Source organism: Streptomyces hamibioticus, assembly GCF_047946815.1.
Lineage (GTDB): Bacteria > Actinomycetota > Actinomycetes > Streptomycetales > Streptomycetaceae > Streptomyces.
This window is the reverse complement of record NZ_JBKKQY010000001.1, coordinates 4,297,701-4,320,796: the sequence shown is the minus strand read 5'-3', so window position 1 is coordinate 4,320,796 and position 23,096 is coordinate 4,297,701. Positions and strand designations below refer to the sequence as shown.

The window sequence follows — 23,096 nt, the reverse complement described above, 5'->3', positions numbered from 1 at the left end:
CCGGCGAACCCCCCACAGGGCACCTTTTCCGATCCGCGCAGGGGCAACGGCGGGACTCGTACAGACGGGTTCCCTACGATGGCGCGGTGACCAGTACCGCGTCCTCCATGGACACCCGGCAGGACCAGGCACCGCACGACCAGCGGCCTGCCTGGCAGCAACGGCTGCGCCGCTTCGGATACACGGCGGGGCCCCAGGGCGACGTCCGCGACCGGCTGGTGCCGCCGTACACCCGGCCGGGCCCGCGGCTGTGGGTCTTCTTCGGCCTGTCCGAGCCGCTGGCCGACCGGGTCGTGCGCTGGTCGGGGTGGCTCGGGCCGCTGCTGGTGACGCTGCTGGCGGGCGTGCTGCGGTTCTGGAACCTGGGCAGCCCGAAGGCGGTGATATTCGACGAGACGTACTACGCCAAGGACGCGTGGGCGCTGATCCACCGCGGCTTCGAGGTCAACTGGGACAAGAACGCCAACGACCTGATCCTGAACTCGGGCGGCGACGTGCCGATCCCGACGGACGCGGCGTACGTCGTGCATCCGCCGGTCGGCAAGTACGTCATCGGGCTCGGCGAGCTGATGTTCGGCTTCGACCCGTTCGGCTGGCGGTTCATGACGGCGCTGCTCGGCACGCTGTCGGTGCTGCTGCTGTGCCGGATCGGGCGGCGCCTGCTGCGCTCGACGTTCCTGGGCTGCCTGGCGGGCGCGCTGCTGGCGGTGGACGGGCTGGCCTTCGTGATGAGCCGGACCGCGCTGCTGGACAGCGTGCTGGTGTTCTTCGTGCTGGCCGCGTTCGGCTGCCTGCTGGTCGACCGCGACCGGGCGCGCGAGAAGCTCGCCGCCGCGCTCCCGGTCGACGCCGACGGCCGGGTGCGCCCGGACGCGCACATCGCCGAGACGACCCGCATCGGGTGGCGGCCGTGGCGCTGGGCGGCGGGCCTGATGCTGGGGCTGGCCATCGGGACCAAGTGGAACGGCCTGTACATCATGGCGGCGTTCTGCGTGATGACCGTGCTGTGGGACGTGGCCGCGCGCCGGGTCGCGGGCGCCCACCGGCCGCACCTGGCCGTGCTCAAGCGCGACCTCGGCTGGGCGTTCCTGGCGACGGTCCCGGTCGCGCTCGTCACCTACGTCTGGTCCTGGGCCGGGTGGATCTTCTCCCCGGCCGACGGCACCGGCGGCTACTACCGCAACTGGGCGGGCACCGACGGCAAGGACAGCGCCTGGTCCTGGCTGTTCCCGGACTGGTGGCGCAGCCTGTGGCACTACGAGTCGCAGGTGCTGGAGTTCCACACCGGTCTGACCTCGCCGCACACCTACGAGTCGAATCCGTGGAGCTGGCTCGTCCTGGGCCGCCCGGTCTCCTACTTCTACGAGTCGCCCGCGCCCGGCACGGACGGCTGCCCGGCGGACGCGGCCGAGAAGTGCGCCCGCGAGGTGCTGGCGCTGGGCACGCCGCTGCTGTGGTGGGTGGGCTGCTTCGCGCTGCTGTACGTCCTGTGGCGCTGGGCGTTCCGGCGGGACTGGCGGGCGGGCGCCATCGCCTGCGGCCTCGCGGCCGGCTATCTGCCGTGGTTCCTGTACCAGGAGCGCACGATCTTCCTCTTCTACGCCGTCGTCTTCCTGCCGTTCCTGTGCCTGGCGGTGGCGATGCTGCTGGGGGCGATCGTCGGCCGGCCCGGCGCCGGCGACGCCCGGCGGGTGGCGGGAGCGACGGGCGCGGGCGTACTGGTGCTGCTGATCGCCTGGAACTTCATCTACTTCTGGCCCCTGTACACCGGCACCGCCATCCCCATCGACGACTGGCGGTCGCGGATGTGGCTGGACACGTGGGTCTGAGCGGTCTCCGTTCGGCCAACAAACGGATAACGGCCGTACCACCGGTCACTCCCTGCGCCTAGAGTGCATGACACAACTGCTTTCTGAACGCGTTCAAGAGATCGGGGGCGGGCAGGAGGCCCAAGGGGAGGGATCCACTGATGGCCAGGGGGGTCAAGGCCGCCGTCATAGGCGGAGTGTTCGCCGTGATGGTGGGCGGGGCCGGGTACGGCGCCTTCAACATCGTCTCGGCGGTGAACGGCGGGGGTTCCGGCGCGAGCGCGGGCGGGGCCGAGACGAAGAAGTCCGGGCCGCCGAGCCGGGACGAGGTGCGGCAGACGACGGAGAAGTTCTTCGCGGCCTGGTCGAAGGGCCAGGCCGCGCAGGCGGCGGGGTACACCAACAACGGCACGGAGGCCGAGGCGCTGCTCGCGGCCTACGGCGAGGACGCGCACATCGAGGACGTGACCGTCACGCCCGGCACCGCGACCGGCACGAAGGTGCCCTTCACGGTGAAGGCGACGGTGTCGTACGAGGGGAAGTCCGAGCCGCTGACGTACAAGAGCGAGCTGACCGTCGTACGCGGGATCACCACCGGGCGGGCCCTCGTCGACTGGCAGCCGTCCGTCGTCCATCCGCAGCTGAAGGACGGCGACACCCTGGTCACCGAGGAGTCGGCGAGCCCGCCGGTCGAGGCCGTCGACCGGAACGGCACCGTGCTGACGAGGGAGAAGTACCCCTCGCTCGGCCCGGTCCTGGACACACTGCGCCAGAAGTACGGCGACCGGGCGGGCGGCGAGCCCGGTGTCGAGCTGGTGATCCGGCACGCGGCCGACGGAGCCGCCGACACCCCGCTGCTGACCCTGGCCGAGGGCGAGCCCGGCAGGCTGCGCACCACGCTCAGCGCGAACGTGCAGGCGGCGGCCGAGCGGGCGGTGAAGCGGTACGACAGGTCGTCGGTGGTGGCGGTCAAGCCGAGCACCGGCGAGATCCTCGCCGTGGCGAACAACCGGCCGGACGGCTTCAACGCGGCCTTCGAGGGCGCGGTCGCGCCCGGCTCCACCATGAAGATCATCACCGCCGCGATGCTCATCGACAACGGCGTGACCGCCATGAACGGTCCGGCGCCCTGCCCCGACACGGCCACCTGGCAGAGCCAGACCTTCAAGAACCTCACCGGTATGCAGCCCGACGAGGGCGCAACGCTGGCCAACAGCTTCCTGCGGTCCTGCAACACCGCCTTCATCAAGCTGATCGACGAGGCCCCGCTCACCGACGCCTCGCTGACGGCGGAGGCCCAGGAGCGGTTCGGGCTCGGCCGGAACGACTGGAAGACCGGCGTCACCTCCTTCGACGGCAGTGTGCCCGCCGTCAGCGGCCCGGACCGGGCGGCGAACGCCATCGGGCAGGGGCAGGTGCAGATGAACCCGCTGAACATGGCCTCGGTGACGGCGACCGCCATCACCGGCACCTTCCGCCAGCCCTACCTGGTCTCCCCGGACCTGGACGGCCGGCAGCTGGCCACCGCCAGGGGACTGCCGCAGAGCACCGCCGCCCAGCTGAAGCAGATGATGCGGCTGACCGCCACGCAGGGCACCGCGCAGCAGGCGATGTCGGGGCTCGGCGGCGACATCGGCGCCAAGACCGGCTCGGCCGAGGTCGACGGGAAGGCCGTGTCCGACAGCTGGTTCACCGGCTTCCGGGGCGACGTCGCGGCGGCGGCGATGGCCCAGGGCGCCGGTCACGGCGGCGACGCGGCCGGCCCGATCGTGGCGGACGTGCTGCGGGCCGGTGGCTGATCCCACTGCAACCGCCGGGACCCTACTGTGAGTCCCGTCGTTGAGAGCGTGAGGGCGAGCGAGGGAACGGAAAGCTGTGGGCAACAGAAGACGCGTCGCCGTGCGACGGAACACCAGACCCGCCGTGATCGGCGGGGTGATCGCCGCGGTCGTCGCCGGCGGCGCCGGAGTCGGTGCCTACGCGCTGTACGGCGGCCCGGGCTCCGAGGACGGCAGCCGGACGGCGTCCACGGCGGCCGGGGAGCAGCCGCGCACCGGCCCGCTGACGAAGGCCGAGGTCACCGGGACGGCCGGGCGCTTCCTCAGCGCCTGGCAGCAGGGTGACGTCGCCGAGGCGGCCGCCCTCACCGACGACGCGAAGGCCGCCGCGGCCCTGCTCACCGGCTACGGCAAGGACGCCGGCATCGAGGACGTCACCCTCACCCCCGCCGCCCCCGCCGGCGACAAGGTCCCCTTCTCCGTCAAGGCGACGGTGGTGCACGAGGACGCCCGCAAGCCGCTGACGTACGACAGCGCCCTGACGGTCGTACGCGCCCCCGGCGACGGCACGCCGCGCGTCGACTGGCGGCCCTCCGTCGTCCACCCGGAGCTGGAGGACGGCGACAAGCTGGTCACCGGGGAGGCCGGGGACCCGCCGGTGAAGGCGCTGGACCGGGACGGCGGTGAGCTGACCACGGCCGAGTACCCCTCGCTCGGCTCGGTCCTGGACGGCCTGCGCGACAAGTACGGCGAGAAGGCCGGGGGCACGCCGGGGATCGAGCTGCGCGTGCTGCGCGGCGAGGAGTCGAAGAAGCGGAAGCTGTCCGACAAGACCCTGCTGCAGCTGAGCAAGGGGACGCCCGGCACCGTGAAGACGACGCTGGACCCGAAGCTCCAGGCCGCCGCCGAGGAGCAGGTGGCGAAGAAGGCCCGGGCGTCGGTCGTGGTCACGCGTGCGTCGACCGGCGAGATCCTCGCCGTGGCCAACAGCGGCCACGGCTTCAACACCGCCTTCCAGGGCTCGCTGGCCCCCGGCTCGACGATGAAGGTCATCACCTCGTCGCTGCTGATCGAGAAGGGCCTGGCGTCGATGGACGAGCAGCACCCGTGCCCGAAGTACTTCAGCTACGGCGGCTGGAAGTTCCACAACGACGACAAGTTCGAGATCAAGGGCGGCACCTTCAAGGCCAGCTTCGCCCGCTCCTGCAACACCGCCTTCATCAGCCAGGCGCCCGAGCTGAAGAACGACGACCTCACCAAGCAGGCCCAGGAGGTCTTCGGCCTGGCGATGAACAACTGGTCGGTCGGCGTGCCCACCTTCGACGGCGCGGTGCCGGTGCAGAGCGCGGCCCCGATGGCCGCCTCCCTCATCGGGCAGGGCGGGGTGCGGATGAACCCGCTGAACATGGCCTCGGTGGCGGCGACCGTCAAGTCCGGCACCTTCCACCAGCCGTATCTCGTCTCCCCGTCGGTGGACGGCCGCGAGCTCGCCACGGCCCGGCGCACGATGTCCGCGCAGACGCTGGCGCAGCTGCGCGAGCTGATGTCCTACACGGCGTCCGCCGGTACGGCGGTGGGGGCGATGGCCGGGGTCAGCGGTGACGTCGGCGCCAAGACCGGTACGGCGGAGGTCGACAACCAGGAGAAGCCCAACGGCTGGTTCACCGCCTACCGGGGGGACCTGGCCGCGGCGGGCGTGGTCCAGGCGGCCGGGCACGGCGGCGAGACGGCGGGCCCGATCGTGGCCGCGCTGCTGAAGGCGGGCGGCTGAGCCGCACGGACCGCCGGGGCGTGTCGGACAAGCCCTAGTGCGGGACCGGGTGGGTCGCCGCCGCGTAGGTCCGGCGCAGGAAGCGGCGCAGCGACTTCGTCTCGAACTGCACCACCGAGCAGCCCTGCGGGGTGTGGAACTCGACGACGGCCTGCACCCGGCCGCACGGCCACACCCGCACCTCACCGGTGCCGGCCGGGGCCCTGAGCCCCTGCTCCAGCAGGGACCGCGCGAAGATCCACTCGCGGGAGCGGGGGGCGGCGCCGGGCTGCCGTACGGGTATGCCCATCCGCACGGAGCGGGGGTCGTCCTCGGGGTCGTACCGCAGGACGACCGGTACGGCACCGCCGTCGTCCTGGTCCGGGACGTCCGTGTCGGTGAGGATGTGGGCTCGTGCGTACTGTTCGACTACGGACATCGGATGGCCCCTTTACGCTGTGCCACCTGCGGGAGAGCTGAAGGTCCCACCCCCACTCCAATGTCGCACACTTCCCGGTTCCTGCCCCTCGGGGCGGATACCAGATGTGAGATAAGTGGCAGGTAAAGGCTTGGGCTTGGCTCTTGCAAAGTGGTTGCAACAAGCCCCACCATCTAACCGTGCATGTACCTGACGGATTCATCAACGCCCCGACCTCCGCCGTGACCGGTGTCGTCGCCGCGGGCGCCATCGCGGTCGGTCTGCGCGGTGCGCGCCGGGAGCTGGACGAGCGGACGGCCCCGCTGGCGGGGCTGGTGGCGGCGTTCATCTTCGCGGTGCAGATGCTGAACTTCCCCGTCGCGGCCGGCACCAGCGGGCATCTGCTGGGCGGAGCGCTGGCCGCGATACTCGTCGGCCCCTACACCGGCATGCTCTGCATCTCCGTCGTCCTGCTCATGCAGGGCGTCCTCTTCGCCGACGGCGGCCTGACCGCGCTGGGCGTGAACATCACCGACATGGCGATCGTCGGCACGGTCGTCGCCTACGCCCTCTTCCGGGGCCTGGTGAAGGTACTGCCGCGCTCCCGCCGCTCGGTGACCGCCGCGGCCTTCGTCGCCGCCCTGGTCTCCGTGCCGGCCGCCGCGCTGGCCTTCACGCTGCTGTACTGGATCGGCGGCACCACGGACGTCGCGATCGGCAAGGTCGCCACCGCCATGGTCGGCGTGCACATCCTGATCGGCATCGGCGAGGCGGTGATCACCGCGCTGACCGTCGGCGCCGTGATCGCCGTACGCCCGGACCTGGTCCACGGCGCCCGGGGGATGCAGCAGCGCCTGAAGCTGCGCGTGGGCGGCGAACTGGTCGACGCCCCGGACTCCGAGCCGGCGGCCCCCGCGTCCGCCGCCGCGCGCTCCCCCCGCAAGGTGTGGGCGGCCGGCCTGGCCGCCTCCCTGGTGCTGGCCGGGTTCGTCAGCTTCTACGCCTCCGCCGACCCCGACGGGCTGGAGAAGGTCGCGGCCGACAAGGGCATCGACGCCGAGACCGAGGAGCACGCGACCGCCGGCTCCCCGCTCGCCGACTACGGCGTCAAGGACATCGACGACGCCCGTCTCTCCGGCGGCCTGGCGGGCGTGATCGGCGTCGGCGTCACGGTGGTGGCGGGCAGCGCGGTGTTCTGGGCGGTGCGCAGGCGGCGCTCCGACGACACCTCGCCGGCCTCGACCGAGACCGCGGAGCGCGTCTGACGTGGGGGCAGGCCACGCCCACCGGCTCTACCGGCACGGGAACTCCCCCGTGCACGGGCTGCCGCCGCACACCAAGCTCGCCGCCGCGTTCGCCTTCGTGGTGGTCGTGGTGTCGACGCCGCGCGAGGCCGTGTGGGCCTTCGGCCTGTACGCCGTCCTGCTCGCGGCGGTGGCGGTCGCGGCCCGCGTCCCGGCCGGCTTCCTGCTGAAGCGGCTGCTGATCGAGGTGCCGTTCGTCGCCTTCGCCGTGCTCATGCCGTTCGTGGCCGAGGGCGAGCGGATCGAGGTGCTCGGCCTGTCGCTGAGCGTGAACGGCCTGTGGGGCGCCTGGAACGTGCTGGCCAAGGGCACCCTGGGCGTCGCCACGTCGGTGCTGCTGGCCGCCACCACGGAGCTGCGCGCGCTGCTGCTCGGCCTCGAACGCCTGAGGCTGCCGCCGCTGCTGGTGCAGATCGCGTCGTTCATGATCCGGTACGGGGACGTGATCACCGACGAGATGCGGCGGATGCGGATCGCCCGTCGGTCGCGCGGCTTCGAGGCGCGGGGCGTGCGGCACTGGGGGGTGCTGGCCAAGTCCGCGGGCGCGCTGTTCATCCGCTCCTACGAACGCGGCGAGCGGGTCCACCTGGCCATGATCAGCCGCGGCTACTCCGGTGCCATGCCGGTGATCGACGAGGTGACCGCGTCCCGGGCGCAGTGGTCGTACGCCCTCGCCCTGCCCGGTGCCGCGCTCGTGGTCTGTCTGCTGGGATGGTCGCTGTGACAGCTTCTCTCGAGGTCTCGGGCCTCGCCTTCGCCTACCCCGACGGCCACCAGGCCCTCTTCGGCGTCGACTTCTCCGTCGCGCGCGGCGAGCGGGTCGCCCTGCTGGGCCCCAACGGCGCCGGGAAGACGACCCTCGTGCTCCACCTCAACGGCATCCTGACCGGCGGCACGGGCACCGTGACGGTCGCCGGGCTGCCGGTGGGCACCGCGCACATGGCCGAGATCCGGCGCCGGGTCGGCATCGTCTTCCAGGATCCCGACGACCAGCTCTTCATGCCGACCGTGCGGGAGGACGTGGCGTTCGGCCCGGCGGCGGCCGGGCTGAAGGGCCCGGAGCTGGAGGAGCGGGTGGACCGGGCGCTGGACCGGGTGGGCATGCTGGAGTTCAAGCACCGGCCCCCGCACCACCTCTCCTTCGGCCAGCGCCGCCGGGTGGCCGTGGCGACCGTGCTGGCCATGGAGCCGGAGATCCTGGTGCTGGACGAGCCGTCCTCCAACCTCGACCCGGCCTCCCGCCGTGAGCTGGCCGACATCCTGCGCTCCCTGGACGTCACGGTCCTGATGGTCACCCACGACCTGCCCTACGCCCTGGAGCTGTGCCCCCGCTCGCTCGTGCTGAGCGAGGGGGTGATCGCGGCGGACGGCCCGACCGGTGAGCTGCTCGCCGACGAGGAGCTGATGCGCGCCCACCGCCTGGAGCTGCCCTTCGGCTTCGATCCGCGCTCCGCGGGAACGAGGGCGTGAGCCACGGGAAGACCGGTTCGGCGGGCGGGCCGGGCGAGCCGGCCGAGGGCTCGCCGCTGCTGGACGACCAGCCGTGCTGCGCGCTGTACGCGGCACGACTCGGAGGCGACGCGCGCGCGGCAACGTCGATGTAACGATCGTGCCCGGCCGGCCGCGCCCAGGAATCGCAGGCGAAGGGCGGGTGTTGCAACCACTGTCGCAGGCGAGCCGAAGGAGAGCAGGGCGTGGACGTGGACGTGCACGGCACAGTGGCCGAGGGCTTCGAGCCGGTCAGGGACGCGTTCGTGCGGAACTTCACGGCGCTGGGGGACCGGGGCGCGGCGGTCGCCGTCCACCGGGACGGGCGCAAGGTCGTCGACCTGTGGGCCGGCACCCGCGACATCGACGGCACGGTCCCCTGGGAGCGCGGCACCGCCCAGGTCGTGCGCTCGGCGACCAAGGGGGTCGCCGCCGCCGTACCGCTGCTGCTGCACCAGCGCGGGGAGCTGGACCTGGACGCGCCGGTCGGCAGCTACTGGCCGGAGTTCAAGGCGCACGGCAAGGACCAGGTGCTGGTGCGGCACGTCCTGAACCACCGGGCCGGACTGCCGGTCCTCGATGCGCCGCTGACGCCGGAGGAGGCGCTGGATGCCGCGCGCGGCCCGGAGGCCGTCGCCGCGCAGGCCCCCGTCTGGGAGCCGGGCACCGACCACGGCTACCACGCGCTGACCTACGGCTGGCTGCTGGACGAGCTGGTGCGCCGGGTGACGGGCGGGCGGAGCACGGGCGAGTGGATCGCGGACGAGATCGCCCGTCCGCTCGGCCTGGACCTGTGGCTGGGGCTGCCGGCCGCCGAGGAGGCGGCGGGCCGGGCCGGGCGCGTGGGCCGGGTCGACGACCCCGTACCCTCCGGCGGTCTCCGGCTGCGCCCCAAGCGCTCGGTCACCGAGGCCTACGAGGACCCCGCCTCCCTCACCCGCCGCGCCTTCGCCGCGATCACGCCGTTCCCCGACCAGAACGACCCGGCGTACCGGGCGGCCGCCCTGCCCGCGACCAACGCCGTCGCGACGGCCGACGGACTGGCCCGGTTCTACGCCGCCCTGATCGGCGAGGTCGACGCGGCCCCGGACCGGCGCGTACGGCTGTTCGAGCCGCGGACGCTGGAGCTGGCCCGGGCCGAGGAGTCGGCGGGCCCGGACCGGGTCCTGGTGGTCGGCACCCGCTTCGGCCTCGGCTACATGCTGCACGGCAGCGCGTCCCCGTTCCTCGGCCCAGGCTCCTTCGGCCACCCGGGCCGCGGCGGCGCCCTCGGCTTCGCCGACCCGGAGTCGGGCATCGCCTTCGGCTATGTCACCAACGGGTTCCGCAAGACGGTGACGGCCGATCCGCGGGCGCAGGCGCTGGTCCGGGCGGTGCGGACGGCGCTGGCCGCCGGCTGAGGATCACAGGGTGCGGCGCAGCTCGTAGTGGAAGGAGAGGTCGCCGGTGCAGCCGCCGGAGACCCAGGTGCGCCACTCGCCGAGGAGCCTGCCGTCCCAGGTGCCCTGGACGGTGTTGCGGTCGTAGTGGACGTCGGTGGCCAGGCCCGGGCAGAACACCCCGTCGTTGTGGAAGTGGGCGGCGGAGCTGGAGGTCTGCCGGGAGCAGTTGTAGATGTTCCGCCAGTCGTGCCGCCCGAGCCGCCAGCCGCGCGCCGACGCCCAGTCGTAGGCGTACTGGCCCCACTCGGGCACCAGGCAGTTCTGGCCGTTCCAGTACCAGTCGACCTCGTTGCGCACCCCGTTGGCGTCCGCGTCGGAGCGGTCCCGCCAGGAGGTGCGCAGGTAACCCCGGGACTCGGTGTAGGGGCGCCGCCCGTCGCGGGGCGTGTCGGAGGCGGGCCCGTCGGGCGCGGGCCGGGCCTTCTCCGTCTCGACGGAGACCCCGTCGGACGCCTTGGCCTCCGAGGCGGCACCGTCCCGGGTGAGGGCCACCTCGGTGACGCAGGTGGACCGGTCGACACGCACCTGATCGCCGCGGACCGCGGTCTCCTTCGGGGCGAGGGTGAGCGAGAGGGTGAAGACGCAGTTGCCGGCCTCGTCCTTGGTGCCGCGCACGGTCTCCAGGGTGCTGCCGGGCGGCGCCGCGCCGACCGTGACCCAGGCCGCCTCGCCCGGCTCGGACCCCGTGGCGGCCGCGGCCCCCGTCCCGAGCGGCGCCGCCAGCGCCATGACCGTGACGGCGGCGGCGCCCGCCCGCCTGATGGTGGTACGCATCCGTACCGCCCTTCTCGAAGATCGCCGATGTCGGTGATCTTCCTAGCGGGCGGGGCGGTGCCTCGTCGGGAGCCCGTTCCCGAGCGGGCCGACGTTCACCCGGGTGGCGCGTTTCGGGGCCTCGGCCGGATCAGACGTGGATCGGGTGGGAGATCCGGCCCGACGCCTCGTCGATCTCTCCGTGCGCCTTGGTGAGCAACTGCATCGCCAGCTCGTTCAGCGCCCGCGCCCCGGCGATCTCCTCGCCGACCCGCGGCTGATTCGCGTCGGAGTGGTGGCGACTGGCGTGGCCGTGTGCCCGTACCTCGGTGCCGTCGGGCAGGCGCACCATCGCCGCCGCCCGGGTGTGCTGGTCGTCCTCCTTGAACTCCAGCTCGACGTGCCATCCCACAGCGGTGTGCATCATGACGATCACCTCCGGAACCGTTGCTTCCAGGGTGCTCCTCGCAGGCGCCGCACGCACCCGTCCCGCCGTACCCGCTCGACGTCGACGCGCGACGCCCCGTCCATCAGGACCAGCACGGGAACGCCGTCGGCGACGAAGACCGGCGACGTGCAGATCTGGTTCGGCTCGCACCCGATCGCGGCGGTGCTGTCGGTGGTGGTCATGCCGGGCACGCCAGCGGTCCGTGCAGACGGCAGGCGACCGGTCACCGGGCCGCCGTCGGGGGCCCCGGCAATGAGAAGCCGGTGAGGGCCTCCCCGTCCCCACGGGGCCCTCACCGGCCGGTCTGCGGTCAGCGGCGGTGCGTCAGGTGCGCGCCAGCTCCCGTTCCCCCTCCGGGTCGTCCTGGGAGCGCAGGCCCTCGCCCTCGACGTCCACGTTGGGCAGGGCGCGGTCCAGCCACTTCGGCAGCCACCAGGCCTTCTTGCCGAGCAGGGCGAGCACCGCCGGGACGATGGCCATGCGGACGACGAACGCGTCGAAGAGGACCGCGACCGCCAGGCCGAAGCCGATCATCTTGACCATGGCCTCGCTGGAGCCGATGAAGCCCGCGAAGACCGCCATCATGATGACCGCCGCGGCCGTGACCACCCGGGCGCCGTGCTTGAAGCCGGTCACCACCGCCCGGCCGGGCGTCTCGCCGTGGACGTAGGCCTCCCGCATGCGGGTGACCAGGAAGACCTCGTAGTCCATCGCCAGGCCGAAGACCACGCCCACCATGAAGATCGGCATCATCGACATGACCGGACCGGTCTCCTCGACGCCCATCAGGCCGGCCAGCCAGCCCCACTGGAAGACCGCCACGACGGCGCCCAGCGCGGCGAGGACGCTCAGCAGGAAGCCGAGGGCCGCCTTCAGCGGGACCAGGATCGAGCGGAAGACCACGATCAGCAGCAGGAACGCCAGGCCCACCACCAGGACCAGGTACGGCACCAGCGCGTCGTTCAGCTTCTGGCTCACGTCGATGTTCATCGCCGTGGCGCCGGTGACCAGCACCTCCGCGCCGGTGTCGGACGTGATGTCGCCGCCCGCGTCACGGATGGCGTGCACCAGGTCCTCGGTCTGGACGGAGGAGGGCTTGGAGTCCGGGACCACGGTGATCGTGGCCGTGTCGCCGGCCTTGTTGGGCTGCGGCGGCGTCACCGCCACCACGTTCTTCAGGCCCTTGATCTCGTCGGTCACCGCACCGAACGCGGCCTGCGGGTCGTCACTGCCCTTGGCGTCGGTGACCACCAACAGCGGGCCGTTGAAGCCCGGCCCGAAGCCCTCGGAGAGCAGGTCGTAGGCGCGGCGCTGGGTCGTGGACGTCGGCTGGGAGCCGTCGTCGGGCAGGCCCAGTTCCAGGCCCGAGGCCGGGATCGCCGCCGCGCCGAGGCCGACGACGCCGAGCAGGAGGACCGCCACCGGGCGCCGGACGACGAAGCTCGCCCAGCGGGTACCGAGGTTGGCCCTGGCCGGCCCGACCCCCTTGCCGGAGGACTCGCCGGAGGACTCGCCGGAGGACCGGCCGCCGCCCAGCAGCCTGCTCTTCGCGCCGGCCGGCTTGACCCTGCGGCCCGCGTAGCCGAGCAGCGCCGGGATCATCGTCAGGGCGATGACGACCGCGATGGCGACCGTGCCCGCCGCCGCGATGCCCATCTTGGTGAGCATCGGGATGTTGACGACCGCGAGACCCACCAGCGCGATGACCACCGTCAGACCGGCGAAGACCACCGCCGAGCCCGCGGTGCCGACCGCCCGGCCCGCGGCCTCCTCGCGCTCGCGGCCCTCGGCCAGCTCCGCGCGGTAGCGGGAGACGATGAACAGGGCGTAGTCGATGCCGACCGCCAGGCCGATCATCATCGCCAGGATGGAGGTGGTGGAGCCCAGGTCGAGGACGCTCGCCAGGGCCGTGATCGTCGAGACACCGATACCCACGCCGATCAGGGCGGTCAGCAGCGGCAGGCCCGCCGCGACCAGGGAGCCGAAGGTGATGACGAGGACGACGGCGGCGACCGCGATGCCGATGACCTCGGTGGCACCGGTGTGCGGCACCGCCTGGAGCGCGTCACCGCCGATCTCGACGGTCAGCCCGGCGTCCCGCGCGTGCTCGGCGGCGTCCTTCAGCGCGTCCTTGCTGGACTGCTCCAGCTCCATGCCGGAGACCTCGTAGCGCACGGAGGCGTAGGCGATGGTGCCGTCCCGGCTGACCGCGTTGCCGGTGTAGGGGTCGGCGACGGAGGCGACCTCGGCGCCGTCGGACAGCTCCTGAACCGTCTTCTCGACGGCCGCCTTGTTGTCCGCGTCCGTCATCTTCTCGCCGTCCGGTGCCTTGAAGACGACGCGTGCGGTGGCCCCGTCGGCGCTGGTGCCGGGGAAGCGCTCCTCCAGCAGGTCGAAGGCCTTCTGCGCCTCGGTGCCGGGGATGGAGAACGAGGTGGTGCCCGCGGGCGGGGCGCCGGCCGCGCCGACGCCGGCGAGGGTCAGCAGCGCCACCCATATCAGTGCGACGAAGTGCCGTCGCCGGAAGGCGAGCCGGCCGAGTTTGCAGAGGAACGTGGCCACGGAGGCGTACTCCCGGTCAGTCGTGGGTCTTCGGGGCAGAAGGGATCAGCCCGACGACGCTGGGGACACCGCCCATGCCCTCACGCATGGGGGGTGACGTCAGGTGGGCTTGCGCGGAACGTGTCAGGCGGTGGCGACGCCGAGGGCGGGGAGGACCACGGCGTCGATGTACGAGGTGAGGTAGGCGCGCGTCGGCGGCTGGTCGTCCAGCAGCGTGCGGGTGGCGAACCCGCCGACCAGCATCGGCAGCAGGAAGTCCAGCGCCGGGCAGTCGGCTCTCAGCTCACCCCGGTCGACGGCGCGTTGCAGCAGGCGCCGGAACTCTTCCATCTCCGGCTCGACGAGCTGTTCCCGGAACGCCTGGCGCAGGTCGGGGTTCTGGTGGAGCGCCATGGCGACGCCGCGCATCAGCGCGGAGTTCTGCGCCATCGTGCAGTCGTCCTCGCGGGCCATCAGGGCGTGCAGGTCGCCGCGGAGCGACCCGGTGTCGATCTCGTCGATCTCCACCGGCTTGTTCTGCCGGATCGCCCTGACGACCAGCTCGGCCTTGCCGCCCCACTGGCGGTAGAGCGTCGCCTTGCTGGACCGGGTGCGGGCGGCGACGGCGTCCATGGTCAGGGCGTCGTAGCCGACCTCGCGGAGCAGGTCGAGCACGGCGCCGTACAGCTCGGCCTCGCGCTCGGGAGTGAGCCGGCTGCGGCGTGCCGTTGCGGCCTCGGCCATCTCCCTCTCACCTCCGCTCTGAACGACACCGTTTCGTACGTGAGTAGCGTATCCCCCGACCAAGCGAAACGAAACGGTTTCGTTCGTGTTCTGGGTCACGGTGGAGCCGTCACAGCGGAGCCGTCACGGTGGCGAGTCCGTCACCGTGGTGAGTTCCTCACGAGCCGAGTTCCTCACGAGTTGCTGCCGCCCAGCCCCCGGAAAAGCATGGGAAAGGTGAGCTATCTGCGCTTTCCGCACCTCCACGCCGACCTGCTGTGCTTCGTCGCCGAGGACGACCTCTGGCTCGCCCCGCTCGACGGGCGCGACGAACCGGGCCGCGCCTGGCGGCTCACCGTCGACCGCACCAAGATCGGCCACCCCCGCTTCTCGCCCGACGGCCGGCACATCGCCTACGCCAGCTGGCGCACCCTCGTGCCGGAGGTGTACGTCGTGCCGGTGGACGGCGGACCGGGACGCCAGCTCAGCCACTGGGGCAGCCTCGACGCACGCGTGTGCGGCTGGGCGCCCGCGGACCGGGACACCGGCGCCGCCGTCCTCGCCGTCTCCTCCCACGACGAGCCCTTCTCGCACCTGACCTGGGCCTACAAGATCGACCCCGCCGGCGACCCCGGCCGCAAGCTCCCCTGGGGCCCGGTCTCCGACCTCCAGGTCGCCGACGTCGACGGGGAGCGCAAGACGCTCCTGCTCACCGGCACCCCGCCGCACGAGCCCGCCTCCTGGAAGCGGTACCGGGGCGGGGCCACCGGCCGGCTGTGGCTGCACGGGCACCGGCTGCTGGAGGACCTCGGCGGGCACCTCCACTCCCCCATGTTCGTCGCCGGCCGGATCGCCTTCCTCTCCGACCACGAGGGCGTCGGCAACCTCTACTCCTGCGCACCCGACGGTTCCGATCTGCGCCGCCACACCGACCACGACGCCTTCTACGCCCGGCACGCGGCGAGCGACGGCACCCGGGTGGTCTACCAGTGCGCGGGTGATCTGTGGATCGTCGACGACCTCGCGCCCGGCTCGGTGCCGCGCCGGCTCGACGTCCGGCTGAGTGGCCCGCGCGCGGGGCGGCGGACGTACCAGGTGCCCGCCGCGCAGCACGTGGGCGGTCTGTCCGTGGACGAGACGGGCCGCGCGAGCGCCGTCGTGGTGCGCGGCAGCCTGTACTGGCTCACCCACCGGGACGGCCCCGCGCGCACCCTCTCCGACACACCGGGGGTGCGGGTGCGCCTGCCGGAGATGCTCGGGGCGGGCGGGCGGATCGCCTACGTCACGGACGCGGACGGCGAGGACGCCGTCGAGATCGCCTACCTGCCGCGCGCGACCGGCGGCCGGGAGCCGCGGCGGCTGGCCTCGGGGCGGCTCGGCCGGGTCCTGGAACTGGTCTCCGACCCCGAGGGCGAGCGGCTGGCCATCGCCGCGCACGACGGGCGGCTGCTGCTGCTCGACGTGCCCGACGCGGAGTCGGCCGGGGGCGCCGGGGAGGCCGGGGAGGCCGGGGAGGCCGGGGAGGCCGGGGTCACGGAGCTCATCCGGTCGGTCAACGGGCCCGTGCGCGATCTCGCCTTCTCCCCGGACGGGGCGTGGCTGGCCTGGTCGCATCCGGGGATCGGGCGGTCGCTGCGGGACATCAAGATCGCCCGGATCGCCGACCGTTTCGTCGTGGACGTCACCGACGGCCGCTTCGAGGACGAGAACCCGGTGTTCACCCGGGACGGCCGCTATCTGGCGTTCCTGTCCTGGCGCGGCTTCGACCCGGTCTACGACGTGCACACCGGCGACCTGTCCTTCCCGCTGGGCTGCCGTCCCTATCTGGTGCCGCTGTCCTCGGCGACCCCTTCACCCTTCGCGCTGAACCCCGAGGGCCGCCCGGCCGCCGGGGGCCTGGACCCCGTCGAGGAGGAGCCCGGCGAGGGGGGTGCGGTGACCGTCGAGGTGGAGGGCCTGGCCAGCCGGGTGACGCCGTTCCCGGTGACCGCCTCCAAGTACTCGGCGCTGCACCCGGTGGCGGGCGGCGGGCTGGTGTGGCTGCGCTGGCCGATCTCCGGTGCGCTGGGCGAGACCTTCGCCAACCCGAACGACCCCAGCGAACGGCCCACCCTGGAGCACTTCAGCCTCGCCAAGGCGAAGAAGTCCGAACTCGTCGACCATCTGGACTGGTTCCGGGTCAGCGGCGACGGCACCCGGCTGGTGCTGCTCGACGAGGGAGACCTGCGCGCGGTGCCCGCCACCGAGGCCGGCGACAGCGACTCCACCACCTGGATCGACCTGCGCCGCATCCTGCACCAGGTGGACCCGGCCGCCGAGTGGCGGCAGGCGTACGCGGAGGCGGGGCGGCTGATCCGCGCCTACTTCTGGGAGCCGGACATGTGCGGCATCGACTGGGACGCGGTGCTGGCGCAGTACCGGCCGCTGGTCGAACGGGTCGCCTCCCCCGACGAGTTCGCCGACCTGCTGCGCGAGGTACTGGGCGAGCTGGGCACCTCGCACGCCTACGTCTCCCCCGCCCGCCGCAACGAGGGACCGGCCCACTACCAGCGCTGGCAGGGCCTGCTGGGCACCAACTTCGTGTGCCGGGACGGCCGGTGGCTGGTCAAGCGGATCCTGCCGGGCGACTCCTCCGACTCCAAGGCCCGCTCCCCGCTGGCCGGCACGGGCATCCGCGAGGGCGCGGTGCTGACCCACGTGGACGGCCGCCCGGTGGACCCGGTGACAGGACCGTACCCGCTGCTGGCGGCGGCGGGCGGTACGACGGTGGAGCTGACCTTCGGGCCCGCCGAGGGCGAGGGCCCGGCCCGCCGGGTCGCCGTCGTGCCGCTCGTCGACGACCGGCCACTGCGCTACCAGGACTGGGTGGCCAAACGCCGGGAGGTGGTGCGGGAGTTGAGCGGCGGACGCTGCGGCTATCTGCACATCCCGGACATGGGCGGCTCGGGCTGGGCCCAGTTCAACCGCGACCTGCGCATGGAGGTGTCCCGGCCCGCGCTGATCGTGGACGTGCGTGGCAACGCGGGCGGGCACATCAGCGAACTCGTCATCGAGAAGCTGACCCGCACCATCCTGGGCTGGGACCTGACCCGGAACGCGCAGCCGGTGTCGTACACCTCGAACGCGCCGCGCGGGCCGGTGGTGGCGCTCGCGGACGAGGCGACGTCCTCCGACGGCGACATGATCACGGCCGCGTTCAAGCTGCTGAAGCTCGGGCCGGTGGTCGGGCAGCGCACCTGGGGCGGAGTGGTCGGCATGACCGGCCGGCACCGGCTCGGCGACGGAACGGTGATCACCGTGCCGATGAACGCGGCCTGGTTCGACGCCTACGGCTGGTCGGTGGAGAACCGGGGCGTCGATCCCGACGTGCCGGTGCTGCGCACCCCGCTGGACTGGGCCGAGGGCCGCTACCCGGTATTGGAGGAGGGCGTCCGCCTGGCCCTGGAGCTGCTGGCGACCAACCCGCCTGCCGTCCCGCCGGACTACCGCGACGTACCGGACCGGTCCCGGCCCCCACTGCCGCCCCGGACGTGAGCCCATGACATGCGCCGCCCGGCGTGACCGGGCGGCGTGAGCGCATGAAGGAGGGGTGCCCCTCCGCGTCGCGGAGAGGCACCCCTTGCCGCTCAGCGGCGGTGCGTCAGGCGTCGTAGTCCGCGTTGAAGCGGTCCTCGGGCTCCCGGCCCTCACGGCGCTCCTGACGCTCCTGGCGCTCCTGGCGCTCCTGGCGCAGGGGCTGGTCCATGTCGTCGTCGTCCCGACGGCGGCCACGGTCCTGCATGTGCTCCTTGGCCTGGTCGGCCTTCTGCCGGCCCTGCTGCTGCCACTGCTCGGACTTCTCCTGGAACTGGTCCTTCATACCCATGTGGGTTCACTCCTGGGTGAGATCGGGCCCGGCCCGTTCGAGTCGGCCGGGCTCGATCAGATTCACACGGGCGGTGACCGTCCGCATGTCGATCAGTTACGGACCGTGTTCCGCTGCTGTTCGTCGGCCGCGCCACCCGCCCCGACCAGGCCCGTTCGCATGCCCGTCAGCCGGTCGGCGAACCGTCGCATCTCCCGCTGGCCGACGGTCCCGATGACCCCCGGGAGGTAGCCGCGCACGCCCTGCATGCCACGCAGCCACCACTGCCCGTAGACGTGGCTCGCGCGCCGCTCGACGCCCTCCACGAGCCGGTCGACGGCGGGGCCCAGCGGGTAGGTCTTGTTCGACGGCCACGGCAGCCGCTGCCGCAGCTCGCGCATGACGTCGTCCTGGTCGGCACCGCGCACCATGTCGGTGTCGGTCCAGGACAGATAGCCGACGCCGACCCGCACGCCCCGGTGGCCGACCTCGGCGCGCAGGCTGTGCGCGTACGCCTCCACGCCGGACTTGGAGGCGCAGTAGGCGGTCATCATCGGGGCGGGCGTGATCGCGGCCAGGGACGCGATCTGGAGCAGGTAGCCGCGGCTCTCCATCAGCAGTGGCAGGAAGGCGCGGGCCGTGACCGCCGAGCCGATCAGGTTGACCTCGATCACCCGGCGCCAGGCCTCCGGGTCGGAGTCGGCGAACGGACCGCCGGTGGCGACGCCCGCGTTGGCGACCACGATGTCGACCTTGCCGAACCGCTCCTTGACCTCCCGGGCCACCTGCGCCATCGCCTCGTGGTCGGTGACGTCGGCGTGCCAGTGGCCGCTCTCGCTGTGCAGCCGGGACGACACCTGCTTGAGCGCGTCCGGCTCCAGGCCGACCAGCGCGACCTTGGCGCCGCGCGCGGACAGCTTGCGGGCCAGCAGCTCCCCGACGCCCCGCGCCGCCCCGGTGACGACGGCGACCTGCCCTTCCAGGCTGACCCTTCTCATGCGTTCTCCTCGACTCGTGCCGCGTGCTCGGTCCGTATGTGGGTGCCGGCGAGTGTGCGTATCCTGCCGGTCACCTCGTCGGGCGCCTCGACCGGCGCCATGTGCCCTATGCCCGGCAGCTCCGTGACCTTCCGGCAGTCGGGCAGCGCGGCGGCCAGCCGGCGGGCGTGCAGCGGCGGGGTCATCCGGTCCGCCGAGCCGACCAGTATCTCGGCGGGCGCCCGCAACTCCCGTACGCCGTGGTCGAGATCGAGCAGGTCGAGCACGTGCGACCAGGCGTGCCGCACCCGGCGCGGGCAGGCGTGCACGATCCGGGCGCACGCCTCGACCATGTGCGGCGCCGAACGCGGGCCCATCGTCCCGTACTTGAGGACGCGCCGGGCGACGGGGGTGACCGGGCCGAGGGGCGCCCGGGAGCCGAGCACGCGCCGGGTCAGCCAGGTCCGCAGCCGGCCGGGCCGCAGCGGTATCACCGTCGAGGAGGCCACCAGCCGCGAGCTGCCCGTGCTGCACAGCAGCACCGCCGCCGCGTGCTCCCGCACCGCCGGCCGGGAGGCGGCGGCCATCAGCGTCATCCCGCCCATGGAGTGCCCGACGAGCACGGCCCGTTCGCCGGGCGCGAGGGTGGCCTTCAGTACGGCTTCCAGGTCGTCGGCGAGGGCGTCGGTGCTGCACGCGGGGCTCGCCGGACTGCGTCCGTGGCCGCGCTGGTCGTAGGCGATGACCCGGTGGTCGGGGGCCAGGGCGCGGATCTGCGCGGCCCAGAAGGCGGTCGAGCAGGTCCAGCCGTGGGCGAGGACGACCGCCGGGGCGGCGGGGTCGTCGACGGGTCCGTGCATCTCGACGTGCAGCCGGGCGCCGTCGGCGGAGACGGCGGTCAGTTCGCGGGCGGGGGCGGGCGGGGCGTACGGGCCGGAGGTGACGGCGGTCAGGCGGCTCACGCGCTCACCTCCGCCGCCGGGGCCTCCGCCCGGCCGTCGGCCGCGGCGGCCTTCCCGGCGGCCGGGCGCAGCACCTCGTACTCCGCGAGGTCCACGCGCCGGGTCGCGCGGCGGAACTCGGCCGTCGTGCCGGGCCAGATGGTGGTGTTGCGGCCGTTGGCGTCGAGGTACCAGCTGGTGCAGCCGCCGGTGTTCCACACGGTGCGCTTCATGCGCTCCTGCACCCGGTGGTTCCAGGCCTCCACGGCGGCGGGGCGGGCGTCGAGGGCGGCCCGCCCGCCGAGGACGTTCAGCTGGCGCAGGTAGTCGGCCATGTAGTTCAGCTGGGACTCGATCACGAGGATCATGGAGGAGTTCCCGAGGCCGGTGTTGGGCCCGATGATCGTCATCCAGTTCGGGAAGCCGGCCGCCGAGGCGCCGCGGAGCGCCTCCATACCGCCCTTCCAGGTCTCGGCGAGGGTGTGTCCGTCGGCGCCGACGACCCGCTCGGCGATGGGCATGTCGGTGACGTGGAAGCCGGTGCCGAAGATGATCGCGTCGGCCTCGGCCTCGGTGCCGTCGGCGGCGACGAGGGTGGAGCCGCGCACCTCGCTCAGCCCGCCGGCGACGACATCGACATTCGGCCGGGCGAGCGCCGGGTAGTAGTCACTGGAGAGCAGGATGCGCTTGCAGCCGATGCGGTAGTCCGGGGTCAGCTTGGCGCGCAGGGCAGGGTCCTTGATGGCGCGGGCCATGTTGCGCTTGGCCAGCTGCTCGACCAGACCGAGTTGCTCGGGGTGCTTGGTGAACGCCTGCACCTGCAGCTCCCGGATCCCCCACAGCAGGCCGCGGCGCAGCTGGGTGGTGACGGGCAGGGCCCGGTGCAGGGCGCGCTCGACGCCGCTGACGGCGCGGTCCATGCGGGGCATGACCCAGGCGGGGGTGCGCTGGAAGAGCGTGAGCCGTCCGACCTTCGGCTGGATGGACGGCACGATCTGGATGGCCGAGGCGCCGGTGCCGATCATGGCGACGCGCTTGCCGGTGAGGTCGTAGTCGTGGTCCCAGCGGGCCGAGTGGAAGACCTTGCCGGGGAAGGAGTCCAGGCCGGGGATGTCCGGGATCTTGGGGTCGGACAGCGGCCCGGTGGCGGAGACGACGACGTCGGCGGTCAGGTTCCCGCTCGCGGTCTCGATCTCCCACCGCACCTGCTCGGCGTCCCAGGCCATCCGCTTCACCTCCGAGTCGAAGCGGATGTGGGGGCGCAGCCCGAAGGTGTCGGCCACGCGCTCCAGGTAGGCGCGGATGTGCCGCTGCCCGGAGAAGGTGCGCGGCCAGTCGGGATTGGGCGCGAAGGAGAACGAGTACAGGTGGGACGGCACGTCGCAGGCGCACCCTGGGTAGCTGTTGTCCCGCCAGGTACCGCCCACGCTCCCGGCCCGCTCCAGGACGACGAAGTCGGTGATCCCCTCGCGGCGCAGCCGCACGGCGGCACCCAGCCCGCCGAACCCGGACCCGACCACCGCTACACGTACATGCTTGTGCTCGGCCATCCAGACGCCTCCACGCATCGCTGTTGACCCTACTGACTCTGCCAGTGAACACTGGCGCAATGGGGAGAGTAGAGGAGGCGGCTACCGATGGGTAGGGGGTCGGCGAAGGAAAGTTACCGCCGGTACGCCGTAAGGTCGGGGCCGTGACCGACAAGCGCGAGTACCGCATGGAGGAACTGGCCCGGCTGGCCGGCATCACGGTGCGCACCCTGCGCTTCTACCGCGAACGCAAGCTCATCCCGCCACCCCGCCGCGAGGGCCGGATCGCCTGGTACGACGACCACCACCTGGCCCGCCTGCGCACCATCGCGGCCCTGCTGGAGCGCGGCCACACCCTGAACGGCATCGCGGAGCTGGCCGACGCCTTCGACCACGGACGCGACGTCGGCGACCTGCTCGGCCTCGGCGAGCCCACCGAGGAGACCCCGGTCCGCCTCACCCCCGAGGAACTCGCCGCCCGCTTCGAGGGCCAGGTCACCCCCGAGAACCTCGCCGCCGCGATGGAGCTGGGCTACGTGGGCACCGACGGCGACGAGATCGTCCACATCAGCCGCCGCCTGCTGGACGTCTCCTCGGCCCTGGTCCGCGAGGGCATCCCGCTCGCCGAGGTGCTGGCCGCCGGCAGGCGCGTCCGGGAGCACGCCGACGCCATGGCGGAACTCTTCGCCGAGCTGATCCTGCGCCACGCCCAGGAGGAGGACCTCCACCGGCTGCGCCCACTGGCCCGCAGCGTGGTGGACGCCGAGCTGTCCCTGGCCCTGGACCGACGGCTGCGGAAGGCGACGGGGGCCGGCCCCGAGGACGGCGGGCCCTGAATTCCCTTGACCTCGAGCACACTTGAGGCAGCAGGCTGATCCGCATGAACACCGCCAGCAGCGACAACACCGCCAACGCCGCCGACACCGGCCACACCCGCTCTGCGGACCTCGAGGCCATCGAGGAGGTCGTGGCCACCGTCGAGCGCACTCAGCGCGCCAAGGACGCCGAGGGCTTCCTCTCCCTCTTCCACCCCGACGCCCTGTGGACCACCGCCCACGGCAAGGTCCTCATCGGCTTCGACGCCATCGCCGAGTTCACCCGCGCCGTCCTGCCCGGCGCGAGCTGGGACGGCGAGGTCACCTACGAGGTGGCGCACGTGCAGTTCCTGCGGCCCGATGTGGCGGCCGTCAAGGTCCGCCAGGTCTACCACTCGGCGGAGAACGGCTCGGAGGGCGCTCCGCTGTACGTCATGAGCCGGCAGGACGACGGCCGGTGGCTGCTGCACGCGTGCCAGAACACCGAGGTGCGGGCCGGCTAGGGCCTGTCGTGAAAGCGGCGTCGTCGCCCGGAGG

At 72.8% G+C, this 23,096-nt stretch carries 20 protein-coding genes and 1 pseudogene; 11 read left to right on the top strand and 10 right to left on the bottom strand.

Annotated features, from left to right (window positions below):
* Positions 1-86 precede the first annotated feature (86 nt).
* The 3 genes from ACLGIH_RS19525 (at position 87) to ACLGIH_RS19515 (ending at position 5,357) form a co-directional block, all read left to right on the top strand.
* Complete coding sequence (locus tag ACLGIH_RS19525) at positions 87-1,829, top strand: dolichyl-phosphate-mannose--protein mannosyltransferase (RefSeq protein WP_416526524.1); 1,743 nt, start codon at positions 87-89, stop codon at positions 1,827-1,829.
* A 140-nt stretch (positions 1,830-1,969) separates the two neighbouring features.
* Complete coding sequence (locus ACLGIH_RS19520) at positions 1,970-3,607, top strand: penicillin-binding transpeptidase domain-containing protein (RefSeq protein WP_416526523.1); 1,638 nt, start codon at positions 1,970-1,972, stop codon at positions 3,605-3,607.
* Positions 3,608-3,683: 76 nt separating this feature from the next.
* A complete protein-coding gene (locus ACLGIH_RS19515) occupies positions 3,684-5,357 on the top strand; it encodes a penicillin-binding transpeptidase domain-containing protein (protein WP_416526522.1) in 1,674 nt (557 codons plus the stop codon).
* Positions 5,358-5,391: 34 nt separating this feature from the next.
* On the opposite strand, the gene ACLGIH_RS19510 is transcribed toward ACLGIH_RS19515, so the two are convergent.
* Positions 5,392-5,775, bottom strand: a complete 384-nt coding sequence (locus tag ACLGIH_RS19510; protein WP_416526521.1) for an SsgA family sporulation/cell division regulator — start codon at positions 5,773-5,775, stop codon at positions 5,392-5,394.
* 179 nt (positions 5,776-5,954) lie between these two features.
* On the opposite strand from ACLGIH_RS19510, the gene ACLGIH_RS19505 reads away from it, so the two are divergent.
* The 5 genes from ACLGIH_RS19505 to ACLGIH_RS19485 all read left to right on the top strand — a co-directional run bounded on the left by ACLGIH_RS19505 (position 5,955) and on the right by ACLGIH_RS19485 (position 9,946).
* Positions 5,955-7,019, top strand: a complete 1,065-nt coding sequence (locus tag ACLGIH_RS19505) for an energy-coupling factor ABC transporter permease (RefSeq protein WP_416526520.1) — start codon at positions 5,955-5,957, stop codon at positions 7,017-7,019.
* A gap of 1 nt (position 7,020) precedes the next feature.
* A complete protein-coding gene (gene cbiQ / locus ACLGIH_RS19500; RefSeq protein WP_416526519.1) occupies positions 7,021-7,782 on the top strand; it encodes a cobalt ECF transporter T component CbiQ in 762 nt (253 codons plus the stop codon).
* Positions 7,770-8,528 carry an energy-coupling factor ABC transporter ATP-binding protein gene (locus tag ACLGIH_RS19495; RefSeq protein WP_416526518.1) on the top strand — a complete coding sequence of 253 codons (759 nt, stop codon included), beginning with the start codon at positions 7,770-7,772 and terminating at the stop codon, positions 8,526-8,528. The genes cbiQ and ACLGIH_RS19495 overlap by 13 nt, the downstream gene beginning before the upstream one ends.
* A complete protein-coding gene (locus ACLGIH_RS19490; protein ID WP_416526517.1) occupies positions 8,525-8,662 on the top strand; it encodes a hypothetical protein in 138 nt (45 codons plus the stop codon). Before ACLGIH_RS19495 ends, ACLGIH_RS19490 begins: the two co-directional genes overlap by 4 nt.
* Positions 8,663-8,758: 96 nt before the next feature.
* Entirely contained in the window at positions 8,759-9,946 is a 1,188-nt protein-coding gene (locus ACLGIH_RS19485) for a serine hydrolase domain-containing protein (protein ID WP_416529432.1), read from the top strand.
* Between the two features lie 3 nt (positions 9,947-9,949).
* Here the strand turns inward: ACLGIH_RS19485 and ACLGIH_RS19480 are convergent, their stop codons facing one another.
* The 5 genes and pseudogenes from ACLGIH_RS19480 to ACLGIH_RS19460 form a co-directional block, all read right to left on the bottom strand.
* Positions 9,950-10,762, bottom strand: a complete 813-nt coding sequence (locus ACLGIH_RS19480; RefSeq protein ID WP_416526516.1) for a hypothetical protein — start codon at positions 10,760-10,762, stop codon at positions 9,950-9,952.
* 130 nt (positions 10,763-10,892) lie between these two features.
* Positions 10,893-11,168: a DUF1876 domain-containing protein gene (locus tag ACLGIH_RS19475; protein ID WP_416526515.1), complete on the bottom strand. Its 276-nt coding sequence runs from the start codon at positions 11,166-11,168 to the stop codon at positions 10,893-10,895.
* Positions 11,169-11,227: 59 nt separating this feature from the next.
* Positions 11,228-11,371, bottom strand: a pseudogene (locus tag ACLGIH_RS19470) (YbaK/EbsC family protein); the annotation flags it as partial.
* 142 nt (positions 11,372-11,513) lie between these two features.
* Positions 11,514-13,751: an MMPL family transporter gene (locus tag ACLGIH_RS19465; protein ID WP_416526514.1), complete on the bottom strand. Its 2,238-nt coding sequence runs from the start codon at positions 13,749-13,751 to the stop codon at positions 11,514-11,516.
* A gap of 123 nt (positions 13,752-13,874) precedes the next feature.
* Positions 13,875-14,474 (bottom strand): TetR/AcrR family transcriptional regulator, encoded by a 600-nt coding sequence (locus ACLGIH_RS19460; protein ID WP_416526513.1) that lies wholly within the window; start codon positions 14,472-14,474, stop codon positions 13,875-13,877.
* 207 nt (positions 14,475-14,681) lie between these two features.
* Here ACLGIH_RS19460 and ACLGIH_RS19455 point away from each other — a divergent pair, with 207 nt between their 5' ends.
* On the top strand, positions 14,682-17,987 hold the full coding sequence (locus ACLGIH_RS19455) for a S41 family peptidase (protein ID WP_416526512.1): 3,306 nt from the start codon (positions 14,682-14,684) through the stop codon (positions 17,985-17,987).
* Positions 17,988-18,093: 106 nt separating this feature from the next.
* Here ACLGIH_RS19455 and ACLGIH_RS19450 read toward each other — a convergent pair whose 3' ends face one another.
* From ACLGIH_RS19450 to ACLGIH_RS19435, 4 genes are all read right to left on the bottom strand, one after another.
* The gene (locus ACLGIH_RS19450; protein ID WP_416526511.1) at positions 18,094-18,318 is read right to left on the bottom strand and encodes a hypothetical protein; all 225 of its coding nucleotides are present in this window, start codon (positions 18,316-18,318) and stop codon (positions 18,094-18,096) included.
* A gap of 92 nt (positions 18,319-18,410) precedes the next feature.
* Positions 18,411-19,295: an SDR family oxidoreductase gene (locus ACLGIH_RS19445; protein WP_416526510.1), complete on the bottom strand. Its 885-nt coding sequence runs from the start codon at positions 19,293-19,295 to the stop codon at positions 18,411-18,413.
* On the bottom strand, positions 19,292-20,236 hold the full coding sequence (locus ACLGIH_RS19440) for an alpha/beta fold hydrolase (protein WP_416526509.1): 945 nt from the start codon (positions 20,234-20,236) through the stop codon (positions 19,292-19,294). Before ACLGIH_RS19440 ends, ACLGIH_RS19445 begins: the two co-directional genes overlap by 4 nt.
* Positions 20,233-21,765 carry a flavin-containing monooxygenase gene (locus ACLGIH_RS19435; protein ID WP_416526508.1) on the bottom strand — a complete coding sequence of 511 codons (1,533 nt, stop codon included), beginning with the start codon at positions 21,763-21,765 and terminating at the stop codon, positions 20,233-20,235. Before ACLGIH_RS19435 ends, ACLGIH_RS19440 begins: the two co-directional genes overlap by 4 nt.
* A gap of 143 nt (positions 21,766-21,908) precedes the next feature.
* On the opposite strand from ACLGIH_RS19435, the gene ACLGIH_RS19430 reads away from it, so the two are divergent.
* A complete protein-coding gene (locus tag ACLGIH_RS19430; RefSeq protein WP_416526507.1) occupies positions 21,909-22,580 on the top strand; it encodes a MerR family transcriptional regulator in 672 nt (223 codons plus the stop codon).
* Between the two features lie 44 nt (positions 22,581-22,624).
* Positions 22,625-23,062 carry an SgcJ/EcaC family oxidoreductase gene (locus tag ACLGIH_RS19425; RefSeq protein ID WP_416526506.1) on the top strand — a complete coding sequence of 146 codons (438 nt, stop codon included), beginning with the start codon at positions 22,625-22,627 and terminating at the stop codon, positions 23,060-23,062.
* Positions 23,063-23,096 lie beyond the last annotated feature (34 nt).

Excerpts from the sequence above, each read along its gene's own strand:
- ACLGIH_RS19445 (WP_416526510.1), bottom strand. The coding sequence starts at position 19,295 with ATGAGAAGGGTCAGCCTGGAAGGGCAGGTCGCCGTCGTCACCGGGGCG.
- ACLGIH_RS19495 (WP_416526518.1), top strand. The coding sequence starts at position 7,770 with ATGGTCGCTGTGACAGCTTCTCTCGAGGTCTCGGGCCTCGCCTTCGCC.
- ACLGIH_RS19510 (WP_416526521.1), bottom strand. The coding sequence starts at position 5,775 with ATGTCCGTAGTCGAACAGTACGCACGAGCCCACATCCTCACCGACACG.
- ACLGIH_RS19435 (WP_416526508.1), bottom strand. The coding sequence starts at position 21,765 with ATGGCCGAGCACAAGCATGTACGTGTAGCGGTGGTCGGGTCCGGGTTC.
- ACLGIH_RS19475 (WP_416526515.1), bottom strand. The coding sequence starts at position 11,168 with ATGATGCACACCGCTGTGGGATGGCACGTCGAGCTGGAGTTCAAGGAG.
- ACLGIH_RS19520 (WP_416526523.1), top strand. The coding sequence starts at position 1,970 with ATGGCCAGGGGGGTCAAGGCCGCCGTCATAGGCGGAGTGTTCGCCGTG.
- ACLGIH_RS19455 (WP_416526512.1), top strand. The coding sequence starts at position 14,682 with ATGGGAAAGGTGAGCTATCTGCGCTTTCCGCACCTCCACGCCGACCTG.
- ACLGIH_RS19425 (WP_416526506.1), top strand. The coding sequence starts at position 22,625 with ATGAACACCGCCAGCAGCGACAACACCGCCAACGCCGCCGACACCGGC.
- ACLGIH_RS19480 (WP_416526516.1), bottom strand. The coding sequence starts at position 10,762 with ATGCGTACCACCATCAGGCGGGCGGGCGCCGCCGCCGTCACGGTCATG.
- ACLGIH_RS19450 (WP_416526511.1), bottom strand. The coding sequence starts at position 18,318 with ATGGGTATGAAGGACCAGTTCCAGGAGAAGTCCGAGCAGTGGCAGCAG.
- ACLGIH_RS19460 (WP_416526513.1), bottom strand. The coding sequence starts at position 14,474 with ATGGCCGAGGCCGCAACGGCACGCCGCAGCCGGCTCACTCCCGAGCGC.